General features: G+C 70.4%; 18 protein-coding genes and 2 tRNA genes. 11 read left to right on the forward strand and 9 right to left on the reverse strand.

What is annotated here, in order from left to right; all coding sequences use genetic code 11:
* Window positions 1-75: 75 nt before the first annotated feature.
* From N1028_RS10400 to N1028_RS10425, 6 genes are read left to right on the forward strand one after another with little or no spacing between them, the layout of a single operon-like run.
* Window positions 76-165: a potassium-transporting ATPase subunit F gene (locus N1028_RS10400; protein WP_259527888.1), complete on the forward strand. Its 90-nt coding sequence runs from the start codon at window positions 76-78 to the stop codon at window positions 163-165.
* A 1-nt stretch (window position 166) separates the two neighbouring features.
* Window positions 167-1843, forward strand: a complete 1677-nt coding sequence (kdpA, locus tag N1028_RS10405; RefSeq protein WP_259527898.1) for a potassium-transporting ATPase subunit KdpA — start codon at window positions 167-169, stop codon at window positions 1841-1843.
* Window positions 1840-3969, forward strand: coding sequence for a potassium-transporting ATPase subunit KdpB (gene kdpB / locus N1028_RS10410; RefSeq protein WP_259527909.1), 2130 nt, complete (start codon window positions 1840-1842; stop codon window positions 3967-3969). Before kdpA ends, kdpB begins: the two co-directional genes overlap by 4 nt.
* A 29-nt stretch (window positions 3970-3998) precedes the next feature.
* The gene (gene kdpC / locus N1028_RS10415) at window positions 3999-4601 is read left to right on the forward strand and encodes a potassium-transporting ATPase subunit KdpC (RefSeq protein ID WP_259527921.1); all 603 of its coding nucleotides are present in this window, start codon (window positions 3999-4001) and stop codon (window positions 4599-4601) included.
* A 28-nt stretch (window positions 4602-4629) separates the two neighbouring features.
* Entirely contained in the window at window positions 4630-7110 is a 2481-nt protein-coding gene (locus N1028_RS10420) for a DUF4118 domain-containing protein (protein ID WP_259527925.1), read from the forward strand.
* A complete protein-coding gene (locus N1028_RS10425) occupies window positions 7107-7799 on the forward strand; it encodes a response regulator (protein ID WP_259527927.1) in 693 nt (230 codons plus the stop codon). Before N1028_RS10420 ends, N1028_RS10425 begins: the two co-directional genes overlap by 4 nt.
* Here the strand turns inward: N1028_RS10425 and N1028_RS10430 are convergent.
* Window positions 7750-8541: a TetR/AcrR family transcriptional regulator gene (locus N1028_RS10430; protein ID WP_259527935.1), complete on the reverse strand. Its 792-nt coding sequence runs from the start codon at window positions 8539-8541 to the stop codon at window positions 7750-7752. The two genes, N1028_RS10425 and N1028_RS10430, sit on opposite strands and share 50 nt — an antisense overlap.
* Before the next feature lie 126 nt (window positions 8542-8667).
* On the opposite strand from N1028_RS10430, the gene N1028_RS10435 reads away from it, so the two are divergent.
* A complete protein-coding gene (locus tag N1028_RS10435; protein WP_259527946.1) occupies window positions 8668-9582 on the forward strand; it encodes an NAD-dependent epimerase/dehydratase family protein in 915 nt (304 codons plus the stop codon).
* A gap of 88 nt (window positions 9583-9670) precedes the next feature.
* On the opposite strand, the gene N1028_RS10440 is transcribed toward N1028_RS10435, so the two are convergent.
* On the reverse strand, window positions 9671-11095 hold the full coding sequence (locus N1028_RS10440; protein WP_259527948.1) for an HNH endonuclease signature motif containing protein: 1425 nt from the start codon (window positions 11093-11095) through the stop codon (window positions 9671-9673).
* A gap of 146 nt (window positions 11096-11241) precedes the next feature.
* A tRNA-Met gene (locus N1028_RS10445) sits at window positions 11242-11318 on the reverse strand.
* Window positions 11319-11468: 150 nt separating this feature from the next.
* Between N1028_RS10445 and N1028_RS10450 the strand changes: the two genes are divergently transcribed.
* Window positions 11469-12650, forward strand: coding sequence for a Na+/H+ antiporter NhaA (locus N1028_RS10450; RefSeq protein WP_259527950.1), 1182 nt, complete (start codon window positions 11469-11471; stop codon window positions 12648-12650).
* Between the two features lie 34 nt (window positions 12651-12684).
* Here N1028_RS10450 and N1028_RS10455 read toward each other — a convergent pair whose 3' ends face one another.
* Together N1028_RS10455 and N1028_RS10460 are read right to left on the reverse strand one after the other, a co-directional pair.
* A complete protein-coding gene (locus tag N1028_RS10455) occupies window positions 12685-13278 on the reverse strand; it encodes a hypothetical protein (RefSeq protein WP_259527952.1) in 594 nt (197 codons plus the stop codon).
* A gap of 35 nt (window positions 13279-13313) precedes the next feature.
* Entirely contained in the window at window positions 13314-14579 is a 1266-nt protein-coding gene (locus tag N1028_RS10460) for an ammonium transporter (RefSeq protein WP_259527954.1), read from the reverse strand.
* Window positions 14580-14769: 190 nt separating this feature from the next.
* Here N1028_RS10460 and N1028_RS10465 point away from each other — a divergent pair, with 190 nt between their 5' ends.
* Both N1028_RS10465 and dacB read left to right on the forward strand, forming a co-directional pair.
* Window positions 14770-15972, forward strand: a complete 1203-nt coding sequence (locus N1028_RS10465; RefSeq protein ID WP_259527956.1) for a serine hydrolase domain-containing protein — start codon at window positions 14770-14772, stop codon at window positions 15970-15972.
* Window positions 15969-17591, forward strand: a complete 1623-nt coding sequence (dacB, locus tag N1028_RS10470) for a D-alanyl-D-alanine carboxypeptidase/D-alanyl-D-alanine endopeptidase (protein WP_259527973.1) — start codon at window positions 15969-15971, stop codon at window positions 17589-17591. Before N1028_RS10465 ends, dacB begins: the two co-directional genes overlap by 4 nt.
* Here dacB and N1028_RS10475 read toward each other — a convergent pair.
* Both N1028_RS10475 and N1028_RS10480 read right to left on the reverse strand, forming a co-directional pair.
* On the reverse strand, window positions 17585-18292 hold the full coding sequence (locus N1028_RS10475) for a response regulator transcription factor (RefSeq protein WP_259527975.1): 708 nt from the start codon (window positions 18290-18292) through the stop codon (window positions 17585-17587). The genes dacB and N1028_RS10475 overlap by 7 nt on opposite strands.
* A complete protein-coding gene (locus N1028_RS10480; protein ID WP_259527991.1) occupies window positions 18280-20025 on the reverse strand; it encodes a sensor histidine kinase in 1746 nt (581 codons plus the stop codon). The genes N1028_RS10475 and N1028_RS10480 overlap by 13 nt, the downstream gene beginning before the upstream one ends.
* Window positions 20026-20216: 191 nt before the next feature.
* Here N1028_RS10480 and phoA point away from each other — a divergent pair, with 191 nt between their 5' ends.
* Entirely contained in the window at window positions 20217-22133 is a 1917-nt protein-coding gene (gene phoA / locus N1028_RS10485; protein ID WP_259527994.1) for an alkaline phosphatase, read from the forward strand.
* A gap of 210 nt (window positions 22134-22343) precedes the next feature.
* On the opposite strand, the gene N1028_RS10490 is transcribed toward phoA, so the two are convergent.
* Window positions 22344-22417, reverse strand: a tRNA-Met gene (locus tag N1028_RS10490).
* Window positions 22418-22465: 48 nt separating this feature from the next.
* Window positions 22466-25405 carry a UPF0182 family membrane protein gene (locus N1028_RS10495; protein WP_259573083.1) on the reverse strand — a complete coding sequence of 980 codons (2940 nt, stop codon included), beginning with the start codon at window positions 25403-25405 and terminating at the stop codon, window positions 22466-22468.
* Window positions 25406-25452: the final 47 nt, after the last annotated feature.

Consider the following 25452-nt stretch of genomic DNA (forward strand, 5'->3'; position numbering starts at 1 on the left):
CGACGTCGTCTACATCGTCGCGATCCTCGCCGTCTTCGGCGTGGTCGCTCTGGTCGCCCGGGGGGTCGGGAGGCTGTGATCGTGCTCGAACTCGCCGCAGCCCTTCTCGGGGTGGCCGCCGTGGCCTACCTCGTGGTCGCCCTCGTCAAGCCCGAGAGGTTCTGACATGGAGGCCTGGCTCCTCGTCGCCCAGGTGGCGACGCTCGCACTCATCCTGGCGGTGCTGTATCGCCCGCTCGGCGACTACATCGCGTGGACGTTCAGCTCGGCGAAGGATCTGAAGTTCGAGCGCGGGCTCTACCGTGTGGTGGGCGTCGATCCCTCGGGTGAGCAGTCCTGGGGCGCGTACCTCAGGGGCGTGCTCGCCTTCTCCCTCGTCGGAGTGCTCTTCGTCTACGCCCTCCAGCGGCTGCAGGCGGTGCTGCCCTACTCGCTCGGCCTCCCCGCCGTGCCCGAGGGGCTGTCGTTCAACACGGCGGTCTCGTTCGTGACCAACACCAACTGGCAGTCGTACTCCCCCGAGGTCACGTTGGGCTACACGGTGCAGCTCGCCGGGCTCGCCGTGCAGAACTTCGTCTCGGCCGGTGTCGGGCTCGCCGTGGCGGTCGCCCTGATCCGGGGCTTCTCGCGCCGGAGCACCGGCACGCTCGGCAACTTCTGGGTCGACCTCACCCGGGCACTGCTCCGCATCCTGCTGCCGCTCGCCGTCGTGTCGTCGGTCGTGCTGCTCGCGGGCGGCGTCATCCAGAACCTGAACGGTTTCACAGAGGTGACCACCCTCACGGGCGGCACCGCGACCGTGCCGGGCGGACCGGTGGCCTCGCAGGAGGCCATCAAGCTGCTCGGCAACAACGGCGGCGGCTTCTTCAACGTCAACTCCGCGCATCCGTTCGAGAACCCCACGCCCTGGACGAACCTGTTCCAGATCGTGCTCATGCTCGCCATCCCGTTCTCGCTCCCCCGCGCGTTCGGCAGGATGGTCGGCGACAACCGGCAGGGTTATGCCATCCTCGCCGCCATGGGCACCCTGTTCGTGGTGTCGCTGGCCGCGCTCACCACGTTCGAGATCATCGGATCCGGCACCGGCCCGCAGCTCGCGGGTGGTGCGATGGAGGGCAAGGAGCAGAGGTTCGGCATCGCCGCCTCGACGCTGTTCGCCACGACGTCGACGATCACGTCGACGGGTGCGGTGAACTCGATGCACGACAGCTACACGTCGCTCGGCGGCATGATGACGCTGTTCAACATGATGCTCGGCGAGATCGCTCCGGGAGGCATCGGGGCGGGGCTCTACGGCATCCTGATCATCGCGATCATCACGGTGTTCATCGCGGGCCTGCTCGTCGGCCGCACCCCCGAGTACCTGGGCAAGAAGCTCGGGCCGCGGGAGATCAAGCTCGCGAGCCTCTACATCCTCGCCACCCCCACGCTCGTGCTCGTGGGCACCGCGCTGAGCTTCGCGGTGCCGGCCATCCGCGACGACGTCGAGTCGACGTCGATCTGGAACCCGGGCCTGCACGGCTTCACCGAGGTGCTCTACGCCTTCACGAGCGCCGCCAACAACAACGGCTCCGCGTTCGCGGGCCTCACGGCCAACACCCCGTGGTTCAACACGGCGCTCGGCGTGGCGATGCTGCTCGGGCGGTTCATCCCGATCGTGCTCGTGCTCGCCCTGGCGGGCTCGCTCGCCGCGCAGGGCTCCGTGCCCGTCACCGCGGGCACGCTGCCCACCCACCGCCCGCAGTTCGTGGGCCTCCTCGTGGGCGTCGTCCTCATCGTCGTCGCCCTCACCTACTTCCCCGTGCTCGCACTCGGACCTCTCGCCGAAGGGCTCCCCCGATGACCTCCCTCCCTCGCCAGCTCGCCGCGTCGCTCCCCGGAGCAGTCCGCAAGCTCGATCCGCGCGAGATGTGGCGGAACCCCGTCATGTTCCTCGTCGAGGTCGGGGCCGCCTTCACCACGGTGATCGCCATCGCACAGCCGTTCCTGCCGGTGGTCGAGGGGCCGCAGGCCACCTCGCTCGCCTTCACCTGGGCCATCGCGGTGTGGCTCTGGCTCACCGTGCTCTTCGCCAACCTCGCCGAGAGCGTGGCCGAGGGCCGCGGCAAGGCGCAGGCCGCCACTCTTCGCTCGACGCGCACGAGCACGATGGCCGCGAGGGTCGAGGCCTACGACGCCGCCGGTGATCCCGCCGCCCTGACGGCCCGCACCGAACAGGTGTCCTCCGCCGACCTGAAGCTCGGCGACGTGGTCGTCGTGGTCGCGGGCGAGCTCATCCCCGGCGACGGCGACATCGTCGAGGGCATCGCCTCGATCGACGAGTCGGCCATCACGGGCGAGTCCGCCCCGGTGGTGCGGGAGTCCGGCGGCGATCGGAGCGCCGTCACGGGCGGCACCCGCGTGCTGTCGGACCGCGTGGTGGTGACCATCACCTCGAAGCCCGGCGAGACGTTCGTCGACCGCATGATCCGTCTGGTCGAGGGGGCCTCCCGGCAGAAGACGCCCAATGAGATCGCGCTCAACATCCTGCTCGCGAGCCTCTCGGTGATCTTCCTCATCGTGGTGCTGACCCTCGGCCCCATCGCGGGGTACTCGGATGCCGCACCGTCGATCGCGGTCATGGTCGCGCTGCTCGTGTGCCTCATCCCCACCACGATCGGCGCTCTGCTCTCGGCCATCGGCATCGCCGGCATGGACCGGCTCGTGCAGCGCAACGTGCTCGCGATGTCGGGCCGCGCCGTCGAGGCCGCGGGCGACGTGACGACCCTGCTGATGGACAAGACGGGCACGATCACCTACGGCAACCGGCGCGCCTCCGACTTCGTCGCCCTCACCGGCGTCGACGCCGTCGCGCTCCGCGACGCCGCCGCCCTCTCGTCGCTCTCCGACTCCACCCCGGAGGGGAAGTCGATCGTCGACCTCGCTTCGGAGCAGGGGTTCGAGCGGCCTGCGTCGGTCGACGGCGAGATCGTGCCCTTCACCGCGCAGACCAGGATGAGCGGCGTCGACTTCGCCGACGGCCGCCAGATCCGGAAGGGAGCGGGCTCCGCCGTCACCGCGTGGGCCAGGGAGACCGGCACCGTGCAGACCGGCACCGTGCAGACCGGCACCGTGGAGACCGACACCGTGGGCCACGTGCTCTTCGACGAACTCGAGCAGCAGACCGACCGCATCGCCGGCCTCGGCGGCACCCCGCTCGTGGTGGCCACCCGGGAGCCAGGGCAGCCGGCGCGGATCCTCGGGGTCGTGCACCTCAAGGACATCGTGAAGGAGGGCATGGCGTCACGCTTCGCCGAACTGCGCTCGATGGGCATCCGCACCGTCATGATCACGGGCGACAACCCGCTGACCGCCAAGGCGATCGCTGCGGAGGCGGGTGTCGACGACTACCTCGCCGAGGCCACCCCCGAGGACAAGCTCGCGCTGATCCGCAAGGAGCAGGAGGGCGGCCGGCTCGTGGCGATGACCGGCGACGGCACCAACGACGCCCCGGCGCTCGCCCAGGCCGACGTCGGGGTGGCGATGAACACGGGCACGTCGGCGGCGAAGGAGGCCGGCAACATGGTCGACCTCGACTCCGACCCCACGAAGCTCATCGACATCGTGGCGATCGGCAAGCAGCTGCTCATCACCCGCGGGGCGCTCACGACCTTCTCGATCGCCAACGACGTGGCGAAGTACTTCGCCATCATCCCGGCGATGTTCGCGGCCGTCTTCCCGGGCCTCGGGCTGCTCAACGTCATGCAGCTGCACTCGCCGTCCTCGGCGATCCTGTCGGCCGTCGTGTTCAACGCGCTCGTCATCATCGTGCTGATCCCGCTCGCCCTCCGCGGCGTCACGTACCGGCCGATGTCGGCGTCGCGCATCCTCAACCGCAACATCCTCGTCTACGGGCTGGGCGGGGTGATCGCGCCGTTCATCGGCATCAAGATCATCGACCTCGTCGTCAGCCTCATCCCCGGCTTCTAGAGCCCCGCAGAACAGAACAGGACATCCTCATGGCCACCACCCGCGGGTTCGCCCGCCCCTACGGAGTCGCACTCCGCTACCTGCTCGTCGCCACCGTGGCGCTCGGCATCGTCTACCCCGTCGTCATCCTCGGCGTAGGACAGCTCGCCCTGCCCGCCCAGGCCAACGGCTCCCTCGTCTCGGTCGAGGGCGAGCCCGTCGGCTCCGCGCTCATCGGCCAGTCGTTCACCGATGAGAACGGGGAGGCGCTCCCCGAGTGGTTCCAGTCGCGGCCCTCCGCCGCGGGCTACGACGGCGGCGCCTCGGTGGGCTCGAACTACGGCCCCGAGAACCCCGACTTCCTCGCCGAGATCGAGGCCCGCCGCGCCGCGATCGCCGAGAGCGACGGGGTGTCGGAGGACGACATCCCGGTCGACGCCCTCACCACCTCCGGCTCCGGCCTCGACCCGCACATCAGCCCGGAGTACGCGTACCAGCAGGTCACCAGGGTGGCCGACGCGCGCGGGCTCGGCGAGACCGCCGTGCGGGGCCTCGTCGACGCGGCCGTCCAAGGCCGCGACCTCGGCTACCTCGGTGAGCCGGCCGTCGACGTGCTCGAGCTCAACGTCGCGCTCTCGCAGCTCGGCTCCTGACGCCTAGGCTTCCGAGCATGGAGGAACGATGAAGCAGGGACGGCTCCGGGTGCTGCTCGGGGCCGCTCCCGGCGTGGGCAAGACCTACGCGATGCTCGAGGAAGGGCGGCGGCTGCGCTCCCAGGGCAAGGACGTGGTGGTCGCCGTGGTCGAGACCCACGGGCGGGCCGCCACGAAGGCCATGACTCTCGGCTTCGAGATCATCCCCCGCACCCTCGTCTCGCACCGCGGCGTGGAGCTCGACGAGATGGACCTCGACGCCGTCCTCGCCCGGGCTCCGCAGTACGCCCTCGTCGACGAGCTCGCCCACACCAACGCCCCCGGGCTCGCGCACGAGAAGCGCTGGCGCGACGTCGAGACGCTCCTGGATGCCGGCATCAACGTCATCTCGACCGTCAACATCCAGCACATCGAATCGCTCAACGACGTGGTGCAGCAGATCACGGGCGTGCCCCAGCGCGAGACCATCCCGGATGCGGTGCTGCGCGAGGCCGACCAGATCGAGGTCGTCGACCTGGCCCCGCAGGCCCTCCGGGACCGTCTCTCCGAGGGCGTCGTCTACCCGGCTGCGCGCATCGACGCCGCGCTGTCGAACTACTTCCGGCTCGGCAACCTCACCGCGCTCCGCGAGCTCGCCCTGCTCTGGCTCGCCGACGAGGTCGACTCGTCGCTGCAGAAGTACCGCACCGAGCATGGCATCGGCCAGAAGTGGGAGGCGCGCGAACGCGTGGTCGTGGCACTCACGGGCGGCCCGGAGGGCGAGACCCTGCTGCGGCGGGGCTCCCGGATCGCCGCCCGCTCGGCGGGCGGACAGCTGCTGGCCGTGCACGTCACGAGCCAGGACGGCCTGCGCCCCTCCGACCCCGGGGCGCTCGCGGCGCAGCGCTCGCTCGTGGAGAGCCTCGGCGGCACCTTCCACCAGGTGGTGGGCAGCGACATCCCGAAGGCGCTCGTAGAGTTCGCGCGGGCCTCGAACGCCACCCAGCTCGTGATCGGCGTGAGCAGGCGGAGCCGTCTCTCGGCTCTCCTGACGGGCGCGGGGATCGGCTCGACCGTCATCCGCGAGTCCGGCGACATCGACGTGCACATCGTCACCCACGCCGCCGCCGGCGGCCGGCGCTTCGCCCTCCCGCACCCGCACGGATCGCTCACCGTGCGCCGACGCGTCTACGGCTTCGTGCTCGCCCTCGTCGGCGGACCGCTCCTGACCTGGCTGCTCACCCTCTTCCACAACGAGGAGTCGATCACCTCCGACGTGCTGAGCTACCAGCTGCTCGTCGTGGTGGTGGCGCTCGTCGGCGGCATCTGGCCCGCTCTGTTCGCCGCGGTGCTGAGCGGGTTCACCCTCGACTTCCTGTTCGTCGACCCGCTCTACACCGTGCACATCAACGAGCCGCGGCACGCCCTCTCGCTGCTGCTCTACGTCGTGATCGCGGTGCTCGTGTCGATCGTGGTCGACCAGGCGGCGAGGCGGTCCCGCGCGGCGAGGCGCTCGGCCGCCGAGTCCGAGCTCATCGCGGGCGTCGCGGGCGAGGTGCTGCGGGGGCAGGACGCGTTCCAGGCCTTCGTGACCCGCACCAGGGAGGCCTTCGGACTCACGGGCGTGCGCATCCTCGTGGGAGACCGCGTGCTCGCCTCGGACGGGGAGCCCGCCCGCGACGACGAGCCCGATCGCGTGCCGATCGACCCGGAGGCCACGCTGGAACTCCACGGCCGACCCCTGCAATCGGCCGACCGGAGGCTGCTCGGGGTGATCGTGACCCAGCTGGCGACCGCTCTCGAGCACGCCGGGCTCGAGGAGACCGCGCGCGAGATGGCACCGCTCGCCGCCGCCGACAAGGTGCGGAGCGCCCTGCTGGCGGCCGTCGGCCACGACCTCCGCCGGCCCCTGGCAGGGGCGACCGCCGCCGTCACCGGGCTCCGGAGCTCGGGCCCTGCGCTCTCGGCCGGCGACCGAGACGAGCTGCTCGACACCGCCGAGACCTCGCTCAAGCAGCTCACCGACCTGCTCACGAACCTTCTCGACGTGAGCCGTGTGCAGGCCGGAGCCCTCGCCGTGACCCTCGAGCCCGTCGACCTCGTCGACCTCGTGCCCACGGTGCTCGAGGAGCTGGGCGTGGGGCCCGAGTCGGTCGACCTCGACCTGCCGGCCGATCTCCCGCACCTCGAGGCCGATCCGGGGCTGCTCGAACGCGTGCTCGTGAACCTGCTCTCCAACGCCCTCAAGTACTCCCCCGATGGTCAGAACGCGGTGGTCGCCGCCTCGGCCTTCCACGACACCGTGCAGATCCGCGTGATCGACCGCGGGCCAGGGGTGCCGGAGGATCGTCGCGACGACATCTTCGTGCCCTTCCAGCGCCTCGGCGACACCGACAACTCCACCGGACTCGGGCTCGGCCTCGCGCTCTCGAAGGGCTTCGTGGAGGGCATGGGCGGCACGCTCGAGTTCGAGGAGACCCCGCGCGGCGGATCCACCATGGTCGTCACCCTCACGGCGGTGTCCGCATGAGGATCCTGATCGCTGACGACGACCCGCAGATCCTGCGCGCGCTGCGGGTGACCCTCGGGGCGCAGGGCCACGAGATCCTCACGGCGGGCGATGGCCTCGCCACCATCGCGGCCGCGTCCACGCACCCGCCCGACCTCCTCATCGTCGACCTCGGCATGCCGCACCTCGACGGCATGGAGGTCATCCGCACCGTGCGCGGCTGGTCGCAGCTGCCGATCCTCGTCGTCTCGGGCCGCACGGATGCCGCCGACAAGGTCGACGCGCTCGACGCCGGGGCCGACGACTACGTCACGAAGCCGTTCGCCATCGACGAGCTGCTCGCCCGCGTGCGCGCCCTCACCCGGCGGAGCTCGGCCGCTGCGCCCAGCGCGCCGGTCGTGACCCTCAGCGGTGTCACCGTGGACCTGCTCGCCCACGTCGTCACGCGCGAGGGACAGCGGAACGCCATCCGGCTCACCCCGACGGAGTGGAAGATCCTCGAGCTGCTCGTGCGGAACCCGCACCGGCTGCTCACCCATGGCGACCTCTTCACCCAGATCTGGGGCACCGCCGACGTGCGGGAGACCGGCTACCTGCGCCTCTACATCGGCCAGCTCCGCAAGAAGCTCGAGCCCGACCCCTCGCACCCGCGACACATCCTCACCGAGACGGGGATGGGCTACCGTTTCGAACCGGATCCGCCTCGGTGAGCCCGAGGTCGGCGGCGAGTCGGTCGATCACGATCTCGAAGTAGTCATCGGGCTGCGAGACCGACCCCACGAGGTGGCCGAAGAGCTCGAACGAGATCGTGCCGAACACCGTCGTCCACCCCATGAGCGTGCGCACCACGAGCTCGGTCGGCGCGTCGGTGTGCATCAGCCCCCGCTGCTGGGCGAAGCCGATCGCGCCGGCCACGGCGGAGGTGTCGTGGGCGGCGCCGCGAGCAGCGGGCGTCGCAGAGCCTGCCTCCTTGGCATCCACCACGATCCGGAGGATCACCAGGATCACCCTCGTCGCGGGCTCCACCGTGGCCTGCGGCGCCGCATAGCCAGGCACGGGAGATCCGTAGAGCAGCGCGTAGTCGCCCGGATGAGCGAGTGCCCAGCCGCGCACGGCGAGCCACGCCGCGCGCCAGCGGCCGACCACGTCGCGGCGGTCGGCCACGGCCGCCTCGGCCTGCTCCACAGCGGCCCCCAGCTCGTCGTAGGCGAGCACGAGCAGGGCGGTGAGCAGCTCGTCGCGGCTCGCGAAGTAGCGGTAGACCGCCGACGACACCATCCCCACGTCGCGCGCCACGGCCCGGAGCGAGAGCTCCCCCGGGCCTGACTCGGTGAGCCGGATGCGTGCCGCCGTCAGGATCTCGGCCGTGATCTGCTCGCGGGCGCGCTCCCGCACGGTGCGGGCGCGGGGCACGGGCGAGGGGGCCGGTGCAGGGTGGTCGGCAGGCGTCATCCGACCACTCTGGCCGCAATCGAGAGCATCCGCAACAAATGAGAGCACTGCTCTTGTTTCCCGATCCTCGATATGTCAGGCTCATGGACAGAGAGCACCGCTCTCGTTTTCCAGAAGGAGTCGCCCATGTCGGATCGCCATGTCATCGTCGGAGCCGGCCCCGTGGGCCGCCACCTCGCCGCCCAGCTCGCCGAGCGGGGCTCCGAGGTGGTCGTCGCCACGAGGTCGGGCACCGATCCGGGGCTCGCGGGGGTGCGGGGCATTCGTGTGGATGCGAACGACGCCGACGCCCTCTCGGCCGTCACGGTCGGCGCATCCGCCCTCTACAACTGTGCGAACCCCGGCGACTACACGCAGTGGGACACCACCTGGCCGCCATTGGCCGCGGCGCTCCTCAGCACGGCCGAGCGCACGGGACCCGTCTACGCGATCACAGGCAACCTCTACCCCTACGGTCCCGTCGACGAGCCGATGCACGAAGGCCTGCCCGACGCCGCCGTCGACCACAAGGGCGTGCTGCGGGCCCGCCTCTGGGCCGACGCACTCGAGGCGCACGACGCCGGGCGGGTGCGCGCCGTGGAGGTGCGCGGCTCCGACTACATGGGCACCGGCGTGGGAGTCAACGGCCACATCAGCCGCCAGCTCCCCGCCGCCCGCAGGGGCAAGCGCGCCCGGGTGCTCGGCGACCCCGACATGCCGCACACCTTCACCGATGTGCAGGATGTCGCCCGGCTCCTGATCGCCGCGGCCGACGACGAGTCGTCGCACGGGCGCCTCTGGCACGTCCCCTCGAACCCGCCCCGCTCGCAGCGCCAGGCGCTCGGCGACGTGCTCACGGCCGCCGGTCTCTCGCCCGTGCCCGTGAGTCCCATCCCGCCGCTCGCGCTGCGCGCCGGAGAGCTCTTCTCGCCGATGCTCCGCGAGCTGAAGGAGCTCTCGTACCAGTGGACCCGCCCCTACGTGCTCGACGACTCCGCCGCCCGCGCCCACTTCGCGCTCGAGCCGACCCCCTGGGAGGAGGTCTGCCGCCGCACCTCGTGACCACTGGCGCGGCGCGGGGAACTCGAGCCGCTCCTCGCCGTGCGTCGTTTCTGCCGGCAATCGGGCTACGCGCCTCGGCAGAGCAGCTCTATGCAGCGGGGCGCTGCCGTGGGTGCAGGGCGGTTCTTCGGCGAGTGGTGGGGACCGGGATCTGGTCGACGTCGATCCAGGCGGGTGGAACGAGATGGGGGACGCCGTTCCGCATGGTCAGCTTCCAGGCCGATCTGTGGAGGTGGGAGTGATGGAAGTGGCACAGGAGCACGCCGTTGTCGATGTCGGTGCGGCCGGGTTCGTGATCGGGGTGCTGCCATTCGTCGGCGTGGTGACTTTCGCACCAGGGTGGCGGTCTGTCGCAGTCGGGCCAGACGCAGCCGCCGTCGCGTGCGGCGAGGGCGCGGTTCTGGGCCGGAGTGAAGAGCCGCTGCGTCTTGCCGTGGTGGAGGATCTCTCCCCGGTCGCCGAACACCGTGGGGGCGACACGAGAGCTGCATCGCAGCTGCTGGATGGACGAAGCGGGGACGGGTTCGTGGATGCCATCGATCCAGCCGACACCTCGCCCTTCCTGGAGGTCGGCGAGGGTGACGTGCACGTTGACCGTGGTCGTGGCTCCGCCGAGGCGCGGCATGTCGGTTGCGCCGGCCGCGCGGGCGATGAGCTCGGTGACCGCGTCGACGTTCTTCTGCGCTTGTGTGCGCGTGTCGGCGGTGGCGGTCCGCGCGAGGAACGCGTCTTCGGCCTCGCCTGACCCGCCTGCTCCGCCTGACCCGCCTGCCTCGACGAAACGCGGACCCGTGACGCGGGGGCTCGACAGCGCGTCGATGCTCGCCATCCACAACCCGCCCTGCTCGGGGGTGAGAGCGAACCGACCCCGGATCATGCCATCCGCCGACCGGCTGTAGGTCAGCGACCGCTGCTGCTGATGGACATCGTCGCGGGGCTCGGCACCATCGGGATCGAGGAGCTCCCGGAGATGGATCGATGCCTTGGCCACCTGATCCGGCGTGAGGTGTCGAGTGGTGGTCTCCTCGACGAGCAGCCCCTCCGCCTCCGCGATCACCTCCGCCGACAGACCTCGCTCGGCCAGCGCCGCACAGTGCCGACTGATGATGGCGGCCGCCTCGATCGCGAGCTCACCGTGCCGGAGCGCCTCGGAGATTCGAGGGAACGGCGGGAGACCGGCGCTCCCTCCGAGCAGAATGGCACCGCGAAGTCGTCGACCGAGTTCGAGGCGACTGCGGCTCTCCTGAGCCGACACCCCCGTCACTGCCGACACCAGCGCGACGGGGCTCGTGAAGTTCTGCGACCGGCTCAGCCCCTCATCTCCCAACTCGGCACGAGACCGAGCCCCGACCTCCCCCGCGTACCGCACCCGGGCATCGTCCACGAGCCTCCCGACGCTCTCGAGAACTGCCTGACCGGCCAGCAGATCGACGTCTGCGAGCCCGCCGAGTTCGGCACCCAGGACGACAACGAGATCGTCGAAGATCTCGCTGAGGCCGGTGGAGAAGGACATGCCCTATCCTACCATTTTTCCCTGATGAATGCTCGTTTTCGCAGCTGTCCACAGCCCCAGAGGGCACGCCGCGCAGCACGAGCCTCAGCACCTGGTCGCTCCGGACATGACGAAGGCCTGGTCTCTCGACCAGGCCTTCGTGCTAGTGGTTGCGGGGACAGGATTTGAACCTGCGACCTCTGGGTTATGAGCCCAGCGAGCTACCGAACTGCTCCACCCCGCGTTGCAGGATCCAGTCTACCCCACGCCGGAGGGGCACCCGACCGTCGCTGTAGGATCGATCCCGGAGAGCCGGGAAGTCTGGTCGGCGGGCGGTCACGCGATCGCTCACACCCTTCGCCGACGCCCGCTCTCCGGGCAGCTAGGACACCGCATGGGCATCATCCGCTCCGAACGCGTCGCCGCGTTCCTCCTTCTCGCCGCCGCCGCCCTCGGGCTCATCGCCGCCAACACGGCAATCGGTCCTGCCCTCCTTCGGCTGCAGGATGCGCACCTCGCCATCCCCGGCACGCCCCTCGACCTGTCGGTCGGCCACTGGATCAGCGACGGCCTGCTCGCCGTGTTCTTCTTCGTCGTCGCGGTCGAGCTCAAGAACGAGCTCACGGTCGGGCAGCTGAACTCGGTCTCGAAGGCCGTGCGCCCCGCCATCGCCGCACTCGGCGGCGTCGCGGTGCCCGCGCTCATCTACGTCGCCGTGACCGCGGGCTCCGGCTACGAGGGCGGCTGGCCCATCCCCACCGCCACCGACATCGCCTTCGCGTTGGGCGTGCTCGCCGTGTTCGGCAGGGGCATCCCGTCGCGACTGCGGATCTTCATCCTGGCCCTCGCAATCCTCGACGACATCGTCGCCATCGTCATCATCGCGGTCTTCTTCACCGCCGACCCCAACCTCGTGTTCCTCGGGCTCGCGGCGATCGGCGTTGCCCTCTTCGGCCTCGTCAGCCGTCTGCTCGGCGGCAGGCACCGGATGCTCGCCGTCGCGGTCATGATCGTGCTCGCGGCGCTCACCTGGTCACTGGTCTACCTCTCCGGCGTGCACGCCACGATCGCGGGCGTCGCGCTCGGACTCGTGATGGTGCGGAAGCCCGCCATGCACGTCCGCCACGCCCTCGAACCGGTCACGAACGGCGTCATCCTGCCGCTGTTCGCCTTCTCGGCCGCCCTCGTGGCCATCCCCCAGGTGTCACCGGCCGAGCTCGCCGCCCCGTTCTGGGGCATCCTGATCGCGCTGCCGGTGGGCAAGGTGATCGGCATCGCCCTCGGCGGCTGGCTGTCGAGCTTCGTGGGTCCACGCGAGAAGCGGCCGCACCTCACCCCCTACGCGCTGCTGACGGCCGGCGCGCTCGGCGGCGTGGGCTTCACGGTGTCGCTGCTCATGAACGAGCTCGCGTTCGCCTCCCGGCCCGAGGTGGCCGACGAGGGCACGCTCGCGGTGCTGCTGGGCTCGTCGATCTCGATCGTCGTGTCGGCCGTGCTGGTGTCCCGGCTGAGCGCCTACTACCGGCGCCTCCGGGTGCTGCGGGCCGACGCCGTCCGCCGCCTCTCCGGAGCCTGACGGGCCGGCCAGGGCTGCCTGCCGGGGCTGCCGGCTAGGGCTTCTGCTGCACGAGCGTGAGCACCTGCGCCGAGGCGACCCGGATGCGGTGGAGGCCCTGCGGGTCGATGAGGGTGGCCGCGTGGCCGGGCACGTCGGCGTCGTCGAGCAGCACGGCGTCGCGGAGCGTGACGATCCCGCAGGTGCCGGCGGCCATCACCGCGGCGCCCTCCACGGTCTGCAGCGTGAGCGTGGGGGCGAGAGCCGGAGACGACGCCGTGAGCACCACGAGCGAACTGGCACCGGCGGCACGGAGCTTGGGCCGTTCGAAGACGATCGTGGACGAGCGGATGGGGACGACGCGGCCGCGGCGGAGCACGTGGCCCGACCGCGTGTCGCCGACGGCCACCTGCGGCCCCGCGAGCCCGATCACGTAGTGCTCGGAGCCTGCGGAGGCACTGAGGATGCCCCGCGGCCCGCGCATGTCGACGATGCGCAGCTGCCAGCAGGGCTCGTGGTGAGGGCCCTCACCCGCCCAGATCTCGCGCACCGCTCCGCGCCCCTGCTCCAGCGGGAGCCTCCGGAGACCGGCGAGCAGCACGGGATCCCCGAACGCAGAAGTGCGCTGGATGTCAGATGACTCCGACATCCAGCGCACCCCCTGTTCGGTACTACGTGTTCGTACTACTTGGTGTCGACGAGGACGTAGCCCTCTTCACCGTGCACGACGGTGTCGATGCCGGCGATCTCGTCCTCGTTCTTCACCCGGAAGCCCATGGTCTTCTCGATCACGAAGCCGATGGCGAAGGCGAGCACGAAGGAGTAGATCAGCACGGAGAACGCGGCGATCGCCTGCACGAGCAGCTGCGATCCGTCGCCGCCCATGAAGAGTCCGGTGCTGTTGGCGAAGAAGCCGAGGTACAGCGTTCCGATCAGACCGCCGACGAGGTGGATGCCCACGACGTCGAGGGAGTCGTCGAAGCCCCACTTGAACTTCAGCTCGATCGCCAGGGCGCAGACGGCGCCGGCCACGACACCGAGCACGATCGCCCAGATCGGGTGGAGCGACGCACAGGCCGGGGTGATCGCCACGAGACCCGCGACAGCGCCGGAGGCCGCTCCCACCGAGGTGGGCTTGCCGTCCTTGATCTTCTCCACCAGGAGCCAGGCGAGCAGCGCGGCGGCGGGAGCGGCGATCGTGTTCACGAAGGCGAGGGCCGCGGTGCCGTCGGCGGCGAGCTCGGAGCCGGCGTTGAAGCCGAACCAGCCGAACCAGAGTAGGCCTGCGCCGAGGAGCACGAACGGCGGGTTGTGCGGAACGTTGACGCCCTTCTGGAACCCGACGCGCTTGCCGAGCACGAGAGCCAGCGCGAGTGCCGCAGCACCCGCGTTGATGTGCACGGCGGTGCCGCCGGCGAAGTCGATCGCGCCGACGCCGAAGACCGACTGCAGACCGTGCGTGATCCAGCCGCCGTAGGCGAAGCTGCCGTCTTCGGCGAGGCCGAAGTTGAACACCCAGCTGGCCACCGGGAAGTAGACGATCGTGGCCCAGATGGCGGCGAACACCATCCACGCGCCGAACTTGGCCCGGTCGGCGATCGCACCCGAGACGAGGGCCACGGTGAGGATGGCGAAGGTGGCCTGGAAGGCCACGAAGGCCAGCGGCGGGTAGAGAGCGCCCTCGGGCGTCTCGAGGGCTGCGGTGAGGCCGATGTTGGAGAGGTCGATCGCCCAGGGAGCAAGCGTGCCCTCGGAGCCCGGGAAGGCGATCGCGTAGCCGTAGATCACCCACAGCACTCCGATGAGGCCCAGGGCGCCGAAGCTCATCATCATCATGCTGATGACGCTCTTGGCCTTGACCAGGCCGCCGTAGAAGAAGGCCAGGCCCGGTGTCATCAACAGGACGAAGGCCGCGGCCAAGAGTAGGAAGGCGGTGTTTCCTTGATCCATTCGAACTGACCTCTCTGAAGGGACGCAGCGTCGGCGTCGGGTAACGCACACAGTGACAGGGCCGTGTTACGTGCGGCGGCACCGGATGTTTCCGGGGTGTTGCAGAATCGGCGATCGTGTAAACACTGGTGGCCGGGTGGAGGACACAGGTCTATTGCCCGGCTGTCGTCGATTCGGGAGCATGGGGGTCATGACGACCACCCGCACCTCCGCGCGCACGACCCGACTCCTCGGCGCAGCCGCCGTCGCCGCCACCGCCCTGCTCGCCGCCGGCTGCACCTCGGTGCCGGGCGCCGACGCGGGCCCCACCGTCTCCGCCACCGCCCGCCCGGCCGTGGAGCGCCCAGCTGCACCCGAGGGCGACCTCCCGGTCGAGCTGCAGGCCGAGCTGCAGACGGCTCTCGACGGCGTCATGTCGGAGTACGGCGTGCCCGGTGCCGTCGCCGGCGTCTGGATCGCCGGAGAGGGGTCGTGGACGACGGCCGCCGGTCTCGCCGACGTCGAGGGCGGCGTCGAGGCGACCACCGAGATGACCTGGCCCATCCGGAGCATCACGAAGTCGTACACCGTGACCCTGCTGCTCCAGCTCGCCGACGAGGGCGCCCTGAGCCTCGACGACACCCTCGACGAGTACGTCGAGGGAGTCACGGGCGGTGACGAGATCACCCTGCTCGAGCTCGCGAACATGTCCAGCGGCAACGCCGACTACGTCAACGAGGCGTTCGTCACCGACTGGCGGGCGGAGCCCGACCGCATCTTCACCCTCGCGGAGCTCAACAGCTACGTGGTGGGCCTGCCGGCCGAGTTCGCGCCCGGCACGGAGTACATCTACACGAATGCGAACACGAACCTCCTCGGCGGGGTGATCGAGGCGGTCACCGGCAAGCCCTACGCCGAGGTGCTCGACGAGCGCATCCTGCAGCCCCTCGGGCAGACGGGCACCACCTACATCACGGATGTGACCGACTGGGCCGGTCCGCATCCCACCGGGTATCTGCCGCGCGAGGGCGCCCTCGTCCCTCAGGACGAGAACCCCTCCATCCTCGGCGCCGCCGGGTCGCTCTTCTCCACCCTCGACGACGGGCGTGTGTGGGCCGAGACGCTCGGCTCCGGCACCCTGCTCGAGCCGGAGACGCAGGAGCTCCGCCGGATCGGCCACCCCATCCCGAAGCCGCCCTACGACCGCTACGCCGTGGGCATCGGCGAGACGAACGGCTGGTGGGGCCACAACGGCGAGGGCATCGGCTTCACCGCCGCGACCTTCCATGATCCCGAGTCGGGCGCGAGCATCGTCGTGTACATGAACGAGTCCGACCTGCCCGACAAGACGCATCCGGCCGACACGGCCTTCCGTGCCCTCGCCGAGGTGCTCGCGAACGGAGCGGGCGCATGAGCCGCGCAGCAGCCGCCCGCGGCCTGAGCGTGCTCACCGTGGCGGTGACCGCCGCTCTCGTGGCCGGCTGCACGGGCGGCGCCCCGGTCGGCACGACGAGCACCCCCGGCAGCGGTGGAGCGCTCTCCGGCGTTCCCGGTCTCCCGGATGCCGCGCTCGAGGTCATGAACCAGCCCCACTACGCGAGCGGTCGATGGGCGATCTCGGTCGAGGATCTCGACACCGGTGAGACCCTGATCGACCTCGACGCCGACAAGCTCGCCGAGCCCGGCTCGTTCGTGAAGACCTACAGCGCGGGTGCGGCCTGGGTGAAGTGGGGGCCGGATCACACGGTCACGACCCCGGTGAAGCAGTCCGGGAACGTGACCGACGGCACCCTCACCGGCGACCTCATCCTCGTGGGCCAGGGCGACCTCACGATGGGCGGGCGCACGAAGGACGACGGCACGGTCGACTTCACGAACCTCGACCACAACGACGCCAACCCGCTCCCGGGCGCCACTCTCACCTCGGAGGATCCGCTCACCGGGCTCGACGAGCTCGCCGCGGAGGTGAAGGCGTCGGGAATCGACGCGGTGAACGGCGATGTCGTGATCGACGACCGCCTCTTCGCGAGCGTGCTGCAGGGCAAGCCCGTCACACCGACCATCATCAACCAGAACCTCCTCGACGTGCTGATCACCCCGGGCACGGCCGGCGAGCCCGCGACCGCGGCGCTCACCCCCGCCGTCGCCCCGTGGAAGCTCGACAACCAGGTGCAGACCGTCGCCGCGGGTGAGAAGACGGCCATCAGCGCGCCCAAGCCCTCCCCCGCCGATCCGAACACCCTCGTCATCACCGGCACCATCGCCCAGGGCGACGACCCCTCGCTCAAGGTGTACGAGTTCGAGGACACGGCCTCCTTCGCCCGCACAGCGCTGATCGAGGCGCTCGGACGAGCCGGGGTCACGGTGTCGGCGAGCCCCGTGGCTGCGAACGCCGCCGGTTCCCTGCCCGATTCCGCCGCGGTCGCAGCCCTGCCGGCGGTCGCGGAGCTCGAGTCGCTGCCCCTCGGCGAGGAGATCACCTACGTCATGAAGATCAGCTACAACCGTGGCGCGCAGACCCTGATGTGCCGCCTCTCGGCCGACGCCGGCGAGCCCGACTGCGGCCCCGAGAACGGCATGGGCATGGGCGTGGCCGGAGAGAGCTGGGCCGAGGCCGGCCTCGACGTCCTGGGCGCCTCGCTGATCGACGGCTCGGGCCTCGAGGGCAACTACATCACTCCGGCCAATGCGGTCCAGATCCAGAGCATCATGGCTGCCCGACCGGATGCCGAGCGTTGGCGGGACACGATGCCGATCCTCGGCGTCGACGGATCCCTCGCCGCGGTGCAGCCCGACAGCCCCGCGGCCGGGAAGGTGTTCGCCAAGACCGGGACCCTGGTGAACGGCGACTCCTTCAACGGTCGCGTGCGCCTCAGCACCAAGACGCTCGGCGGGGTCATGGAGACCGAGGGCGGCCGGAACCTCGCTTTCACCATCATCGTGAACCAGGGCTTCTACCCCACGATGGAAGGCGTCTTCGACGCCAACAACGACGTCGGAGCTGTCGCCGCGGCAATCCAGCAGGCCTACTGAGACCCGGCGGCGGGCGCCGCGGTGCCGGGCGCACCGGCCGTGCCCGCAGTGCCGGCCGCGGCCAGATAGCGGATGACGGCGAGCACCCTGCGGTGGTCGTCGGCCGCCACCGGCAGGCCGAAGGTGTCGTAGATCTTCGAGGTGTGCTGCACCACGGCCTTCTCCGACGTGCCGAGCCGCGCGGCGATGTGGGCGTTGCTCCGTCCCTCCGCCATCAGCCCGAGCACCTCGAGCTGGCGTGGAGTGAGGTCGCCGACCGGACCCCGGGTCTTGCTCGCGCGGGAGACGAGCACCGCCACGACGTCGGGATCGAGGGCCGTGCCGCCGGCCTGCACCCGCCGGAGGTCTTCGGTGAAGGTGCGCACGTCGGCGATCCGCTGCTTCAGCAGGTAGCCCACTCCCCCGTCGCGCGGTTCGAGCAGCTCGGTCGCGTAGCGCCGCTGCACGTGCTGCGAGAGCACCATGACGGCCACCCCGGGGTGCGAGCGGCGGATGCGCAAGGCGGCCAGGAGCCCCTCGTCGGTGTGGGTGGGCGGCATGCGGATGTCGGTCACCACGAGGTCGGGCTCGAGGCGCGCGACCTCCACCTCGAGCTCGACCGCGGTGCCCACCGCGGCGACGACCTCGATCCCCTCGTTCTCGAGCAGGTGCACGAGCCCTTCCCGCAGCAGCACTTCGTCTTCGCCGATCACGACGCGCATGGCAGCTCCACTCTCAGTTCGGTCCCGGCTCCCGCCGGGGAGATCAGTTCGAACGCTCCCCCGAGCGCGTCGACGCGGTCGGTGAGCCCCTTGAGCCCCGACCCGTCCTCCACGCGTGCTCCCCCGCGCCCGTCGTCTTTCACGCTCAGCCGCAGCACGCCCTCGGAGCGGGCCAGTGTGACCCGCACGGAACGCGCCTCGGAGTGCTTCACGGCGTTGGTGAGCCCCTCGGCCACGATCAGGTAGGCCGAGCGCGCGGTCGTCGGGTCGAGGGCGCGGTCGTCGACGTCGCTCACCAGGGTGGCAGGGATGTCGAGCCGGTCGACGAGGTCTTCGGTTGCGGCGGTCAGCCCGCGCTCGACGAGCGCCGAGGGCAGCACGGCGTGCACGAGGCGGCGGAGATCGGCGGCGGCGTCATCGATGCGCGAGCGCAGGGCGGTGGCCGCGGCCGTGGTCGAAGGGGGTGCATCCCGCGAGTTGGCGATCTGCTGGGCGTCGAGCGCGAGCAGCACGAGCTGCACCTGGAGGCCGTCGTGCAGGTCGCGCGCGATGCGGCCCCGTTCCCGGTCGGCGGCCTCCACGATGCGCAGCCGCGAGAGCTGCAGCGCCTCGTTGCTCGCCACGAGCGCCGAGGTCAGCCGCTCCCGGTCCAGAGCGATCGCGAGCACCCGCCCGGCCCGGCGCACGGCCTCCGGATCGGTCAGCATGCGACCGTCGTAGCCGATCGCGCCCACGAGACGCGACTCCACGTGCACTTCCTGCCAGAGCCGCGGGGGCGCCTGCTCGTGCTCAGGCACCTGGGCGCCCGCGGCGTCGACGAAGGTCCCCTTCTCCTCCGACCAGTACGCCACCCGCAGCGAGTCGTCGCCGAGCGACCGGGCGAGCGCCTGCGCGACCGACGCGCCCGTGGAGCCAGCGTTCCCGAGCCACGCGCTCAGTGCATCCGCCTCGGCCGTCTGGGCGAAGCCGCCGCGCAGCACGCCGAGGAGGAAGGCGATGGGGATCCCGGCGAGAACGATCAGCTGGGTTCCGCCGATCACCACGCCGTCGGCACCGAGGAGTGCGAGCACGTTCGCCGAGACCGGGATGAGCACGACGGCGAGGATGCCGTAGAGGTAGAGCGGCAGCAGCACCCTCACGTTCTGCGGATCGGCCGACCGCAGCCGCCTGATCAGGAACACGGCCGTCGCCACCATGACCCCGAAGCCCACCGTGCTCTGCACGAGGACCGCGACCGACCGGAGGGCGGACTGGTCGGCGGGCAGGAGGTAGAGCGGCATCTGCAGGAGAAGGGTCACCCCGTACGCCGTGGCGACCGTCGTGACCGAGAAGGCGCCGTGCAGCCGGCCGGAGGGGAAGGCGTGGAGCAGGTGCACGGTCACGGCGAGGATGAAGGTGGCGAACACCGTGCTGATCTCCGTCAGCACCGGCAGCCCCAGGTTGCCGGCCCCGCCCACGAACACCGCCACGGCGCCGGCGAGCAGCAGGCCGCCCGTGCCGCTCATCGGCCGTCGCCACCAGGCGATGACGCCGGCGGCGGTCCAGATGGCGTACACGGCGGTGAAGGCGGCCGGTATCCAGAACGGCACCGGAGCGACCGCACCCACGGCCAGCTGGAGCCCCCCGCACACGAAGGCGAAGACCGCGAGCAGGATGAGCGCGGGTCTCAGCGCGTCGGCACGCACAGCGCGCAGCCGCACACCGCCCGCCCTCTGTTCGGTCAGTCTGATCACGTCGCTCGGGTCACCACAGCGCGAGCCTAGGGGCGGCGAGGCGTCCCGCGGAAGGGACCTGGGTCCAGGTGCGGGCCCTCAGGCACCCTCCGTGCACCCCGTCCGGGGGGCATCTTCTCTCCACCGGCGCTTCACCCCGCCGTCTCGCCCTGTTCACTCGGCGTTCCGGCGACGGGCGTGGGCTGAGCAGCATGACACCCACCTCACACACCGGTCGCGCGATGCGCGCTCCGCTCGCGCTCTCCGCCGCGCTGCTCGTCGCGGCGAGCATCTGCATCCCCTCCACGGCGTTCGCCGCCGGCGACGACCTCTCTGCGAACGGCGGGGCCCAGCGCAACGACGGCGACAAGACCGCCCTGCTCCGCGACTCCATCGTTGACGGCCCCGCCAAGAACGTCATCCTGCTGATCGGCGACGGCATGGGCGACTCCGAGATCACGATCGCCCGCAACTACGAGTACGGGGCCGCCGGGGAGCTCCCCGGCATCGACGCACTGCCGCTGACCGGGCAGTACACGACCTATTCCCTCTACCGCGACGGCGAGAACAAGGGCAAGCCCGACGCCGTCCCCGACTCCGCGGCGACCGGATCGGCGTGGGCCACCGGCACGAAGACATTCGACAACGCCATCTCTGTCGACATCGACGGCAACCCCCAGGACACACTGATCGAGATCGCGAAGGCCAACGGACTGAAGACCGGCAACGTGTCCACGTCCGAGATCCAGGACGCGACGCCCGCGGTGCAGGCCGCCCACGTCGACGCCCGCAGCTGCTACGGCCCCGACAGCCCCTCGTGCGGCGACGACGCCCTCGCGGCCGGGGGCCTCGGCTCGATCAGCGAGCAGCTGATCGACACCCGCGCCGACGTCACTCTCGGCGGCGGCTCGACGAGCTTCGGCCAGACGGCGAAGGCCGGCCAGTGGAACGGTCAGACCCTCTTCGCCCAGGCGGAGGATCGCGGCTACCAGCTCGTCGACGACGGCGCGGCTCTCGCCGCCGTCGCGACCGCGGACCAGTCGCAGCCCGTTCTCGGCCTCTTCACCCCCGGCAACTTCCCCACACGTTTCGCGCCCTCGGTGGCGACCGTCGGAGGGGCCGACCTGCCGGCGGTGACCTGCGAGCCGAACCCCGACCGTCTCGCGACCGACCTCTCGCTCGCCTCCCTCACGACCAAGGCGATCGATCTGCTCGACACGGGCGACAAGGGCTTCTTCCTGCAGGTCGAGGGCGCCTCGATCGACAAGCAGGACCACGCCGCGAACGCCTGCGGCCAGATCGGTGAGACCATCGACCTCGACGAGGCCGTGCAGGCGGCCCTGGCCTTCGCCGAGGCCGACGGAGAGACGCTCGTGATCGTGACCGCCGACCACGCGCACACCAGCCAGATCGTCGACTCGACGCCTCCCACCAGCCTGAGCACGGCGCTCACGACGGCCGATGGCACCACGATGAAGGTCTCCTACGGCACCGCCGCCCTCGGCGGTTCGCAGCAGCACACCGGATCGCAGCTGCGTATCGCGGGCTACGGCCCCGGGGCCGCCCAGGTCGTGGGGCTCACCGACCAGACCGACAACTTCTTCACCATGGCGAACGCGCTCACGCTCGAGCGCGACACGGACGTCTTCAGCGCGGGGGCGACCGCGACCCTGACGCCCACCACTGTCCAGCCGGGCGGCGACCTCGTGCTCGATGCGGCCGGCTTCGGCGGCGACCGCCAGATCGACGCCGTCGTGCAGGGCGAGGCGGAAGGACTCGGCAGCCACGATCTCATCGACGGCGCCACGCGCTACGAGTTCAGCGGTCCTGCCGAGGAAGGCGCGCACGTGGTGACCCTCACAGGCCGCCAGAGCGGCAAGGTCGTCGAGGTGCCGTTCACCGTCGCGGCCGACGCACCCGCCACGCCGAGCCCGTCGCCCACGCCCCCTCCGGCAGCGCCCGCCCCCGACGGCGGCGCAGGAGGTGACTCCGGCTCGGCCGGTTCGGGTGCCTCGGTGCTCGGCTCGACCGGCGCCGTCGTGGCCCCTGTGCTCACCGTCGGGGCCCTTCTCCTCGCGGCCGGCGCCTACCTCTTCGCACGCCAGCGACGTCGCCAGCACACCGCCTGACGCCCCCCGAGAAACGAGAGAAGGCCCGGTCGCGATGACCGGGCCTTCTCTTCTTGTTGCGGGGACAGGATTTGACTCCCCACCGCGCCCTCCAAGCGCCGCATACGGCGCTCGGAGCCTCCGCACGGCGTGGGCCCACGAGCAGGGTCGCGTCCGGGCCCCGCGACGCAAAAAGGTGGGCCCGGTCGATGACCGGGCCCACCTTTATCGTTGCGGGGACAGGATTTGAACCTGCGACCTCTGGGTTATGAGCCCAGCGAGCTACCGAACTGCTCCACCCCGCGGCACAAGAAGCTAACTTAGCATGCGCCGCGGAGTGGTGCAACCACGAATCAGTCCGAGGCGGCGATGGCCTGCTCGATGGCGGCCTGCAGGCGCTCGTCGGCCTCGCCGTAGGCGGTCCAGTCGCCGGCCTTGAGAGCGGCTTCGCGCTCGGCGAGAGCCGTCTGCGCCGCGGTCAGTGCGGCCACGAGCTCCGGCGAGCCCGTGATCGGCGTCGTCGGCGCGGGGGCGGTTCCGGTTCCACCCTCGTCGGTCGTTCCGCCGTCGCCGTCCGGATCCGAGACCACCGGGTCGGAGCCGTCGACCGGAGTCACGTCGGTGTCGCCCGCCTGGGCTCCGGAGTCGCCGTCGAACAGGGCGTCGAGCGCCCCGTCGAGCGTGCTCTCGAACGCGATCTTGTTGCCGAACGACACCAGCACGCGCTGGAGCAGCGGGAAGCTCGTCTCACCGCGCGACTGCACGTAGACCGGCTGCACGTAGAGCAGACCACCGCCGACGGGCAGCGTGAGCAGGTTTCCGCTGATCACCTGGCTCTCACCCTGTCGCAGCAGGTTGAGCGCCGAAGAGACGGCTGGGTCGGACGAGAAGCTGTTCTGCACCTGACCGGGGCCGGGGATCGTGTCGTCCTTCGGCAGCGTCAGGAGCCTCAGCGCACCGTAGTCGCTCGACTTCGTGCCCTCGGCGTCGCCCGCGTTCGAGTCGACCGCGAGGTAGCCCGTAAGCACGCTCCGCGAGGTGTCGGCCCCCTGCTGGGTGAGCGGGATGAACGTCGAGTAGAGCGAGTACGACGGATCGTCCTGCGTCGGCATCTGCAGCGTGAGGTAGTACGGCGGCTGCAGCGTGGGGTTCGTCGGCGGAGTGGTCGGATCGTTGGGCGTCGTCCAGGCGTCCTCCTGCGAGTAGAAGGAGCCGGCATCCGTCACGTGGTACTGACCGAGGATCGAGCGCTGCACCTTGAAGAGGTCGGCGGGGTAGCGCACGTGGCTCATCAGGTCGCCGCTCATCTCGTCGATCGACTTGAGCGTCGACGGGTAGATCTTCTGCCAGGTCTCCAGCAGCGGATCCGTCTCGTCCCACGCGTAGAGCGTGACCGAGCCGTCGTAGGCGTCGACCGTGGCCTTCACCGAGTTGCGGATGTAGTTGATGTCGTCGACCGGGTACGCCGGGGTGGGCGTGTAGGTGTCGGCGATCGACTCGCTGAGCGACTGCACGCGCGAGTAGGGGTAGTTCGCCGAGGTCGTGTAGCCGTCGACGATCCAGACGACCTTGCCGTCGACGACCGACGGGTAGGGGTCGGAGTCGATCGTGAGGTACGGCGCGACCTTCGAGACGCGCTCGGCGGGGTCGCGGTCGTAGAGGATCTGCGAGTCGTCGTTCACCGCATCCGAGAGGAAGATCTGCTCGGACTGGAACTTCAGCGCGTAGACGAGCCGCTTGAAGATGTTGTCGAGCTTGGGCCCGCCTTCGCCGTCGAACGTCGTGTAGGTCTGCGAGGCGCCGTCTTCTCCGGACGGGTAGTCGAGCTCGATGTTGGGCGAGCCCTCGGGGCCGCCCACGATCGAGTAGGCGGGCGAGTCCTCGCCGAAGTAGATGCGCGGCTCGAAGTCGCCGAGCTCGCCCACGGTCGGGATGCCCGACTCGAGGAACACGGGCTGGCCGTCGCCCGAGCGCTGGTTGCCGTAGGCGGCGACCACGCCGTAGCCGTGGGTGTAGACGACGGTCTGGTTGTACCAGGTGGCCGAGGAGCCGAGGGCGTCGATGTCGATGTCACGCACGGTGACCACGGCATCCTGCACCTGGCCGTCGATGTTGTAGCGGTCGACGTCGAGCTGCGGCGGGAACTGGTAGTACTGCCGGAACTGCTGCAGCTGCTGGAACGACCGCGTGACGAGGGCGGGGTCGAGGATGCGGATGTTGGCCGTCGTCTCGGCGTCGTTGCGGAGCGCTCCCGCCTCGGCCGTGGTGGTGGCGTCGTAGGGGGTCTCCTCCACGTCGGCCACATCGTACGCGTCGCGGGTCATGTCGATGTTGCGCTGGATGTACTCCTGCTCGAGCGTGCGCTCGGACGGGTCGACCTGGAAGCGCTGCACGACCCACGGCGCGAGCGAGCCGAGGATCAGGGCGATCACGACGAGGAGCGCCGTGGCGATGATCGGCAGGCGCCAGCGGCCGATGACGGCGGCCACGATGAAGAGCACGGCCACGATGGCGGCGACGCCGGCGAGGATCTGGAGACCAGGGATGGTGGCGTTGACATCGGAGTACGAGGCACCCGTGATGAGCCCCGAGTCATTGGCGAGGGTGGCGAACTGGTCGAGCCAGATGCTCACGGCCTGCAGCAGGAGGTAGAGCGCGGCGGTGATGGCCATCTGGATGCGCGCGACCTTGGAGATGCGCACCTCGCGCTGGCTGAACCGGATGGCGCCGTAGAGGTAGCTGGTGGCGATGCCGGCGAGGCCCGCCACGATCACGACGGCCGAGGCGAAGCCCACGACGCCGCGGAGGAAGGGCAGGTCGTAGATGTAGAACGAGATGTCGAGGCCGAACTGCGGATCGGTCTGGCCGAACGCGGTGCGGTTGAGGTACTGCAGGGTGAGCTGCCAGCGCGACGCGGTGGCGACACCGGCGAAGAGGCCGAGCACGGCGGGCACGCCGAAGGTGGCGAGACGGCGGAGGGGCTCGATCACCTGCTGGTAGCGGTCGAGCTGCGAGTTGAGCTTCGCGTAGACCGGTCGCCGGCGGAAGGCGATCTCGATCGAGGCCCAGACCGGCAGCGCCATGGCGAGGAAGCCGATGACGAACATCACTCCCCCGGCGAGCCACTGCGTGGTCAGAACGCTCAGGAAGCCCAGCTGGTCGTACCAGAGGATCTCGGTGTACAGGGTGCTGAAGACGAAGAAGAGAATCGCCAGGACGACCACGATCGCGATGGCTATCGCGAGAGTGACTCTCGATCGTCGTGCGGGCTTCTCTGCTGTTTGCGAAGTCACGTGTGCCTCTGGGTCGCTGTGCTGTGTCCATCAATCCTAGACACCTG

The organism is Herbiconiux oxytropis (assembly GCF_024979315.1).
Lineage (GTDB): Bacteria > Actinomycetota > Actinomycetes > Actinomycetales > Microbacteriaceae > Herbiconiux > Herbiconiux oxytropis.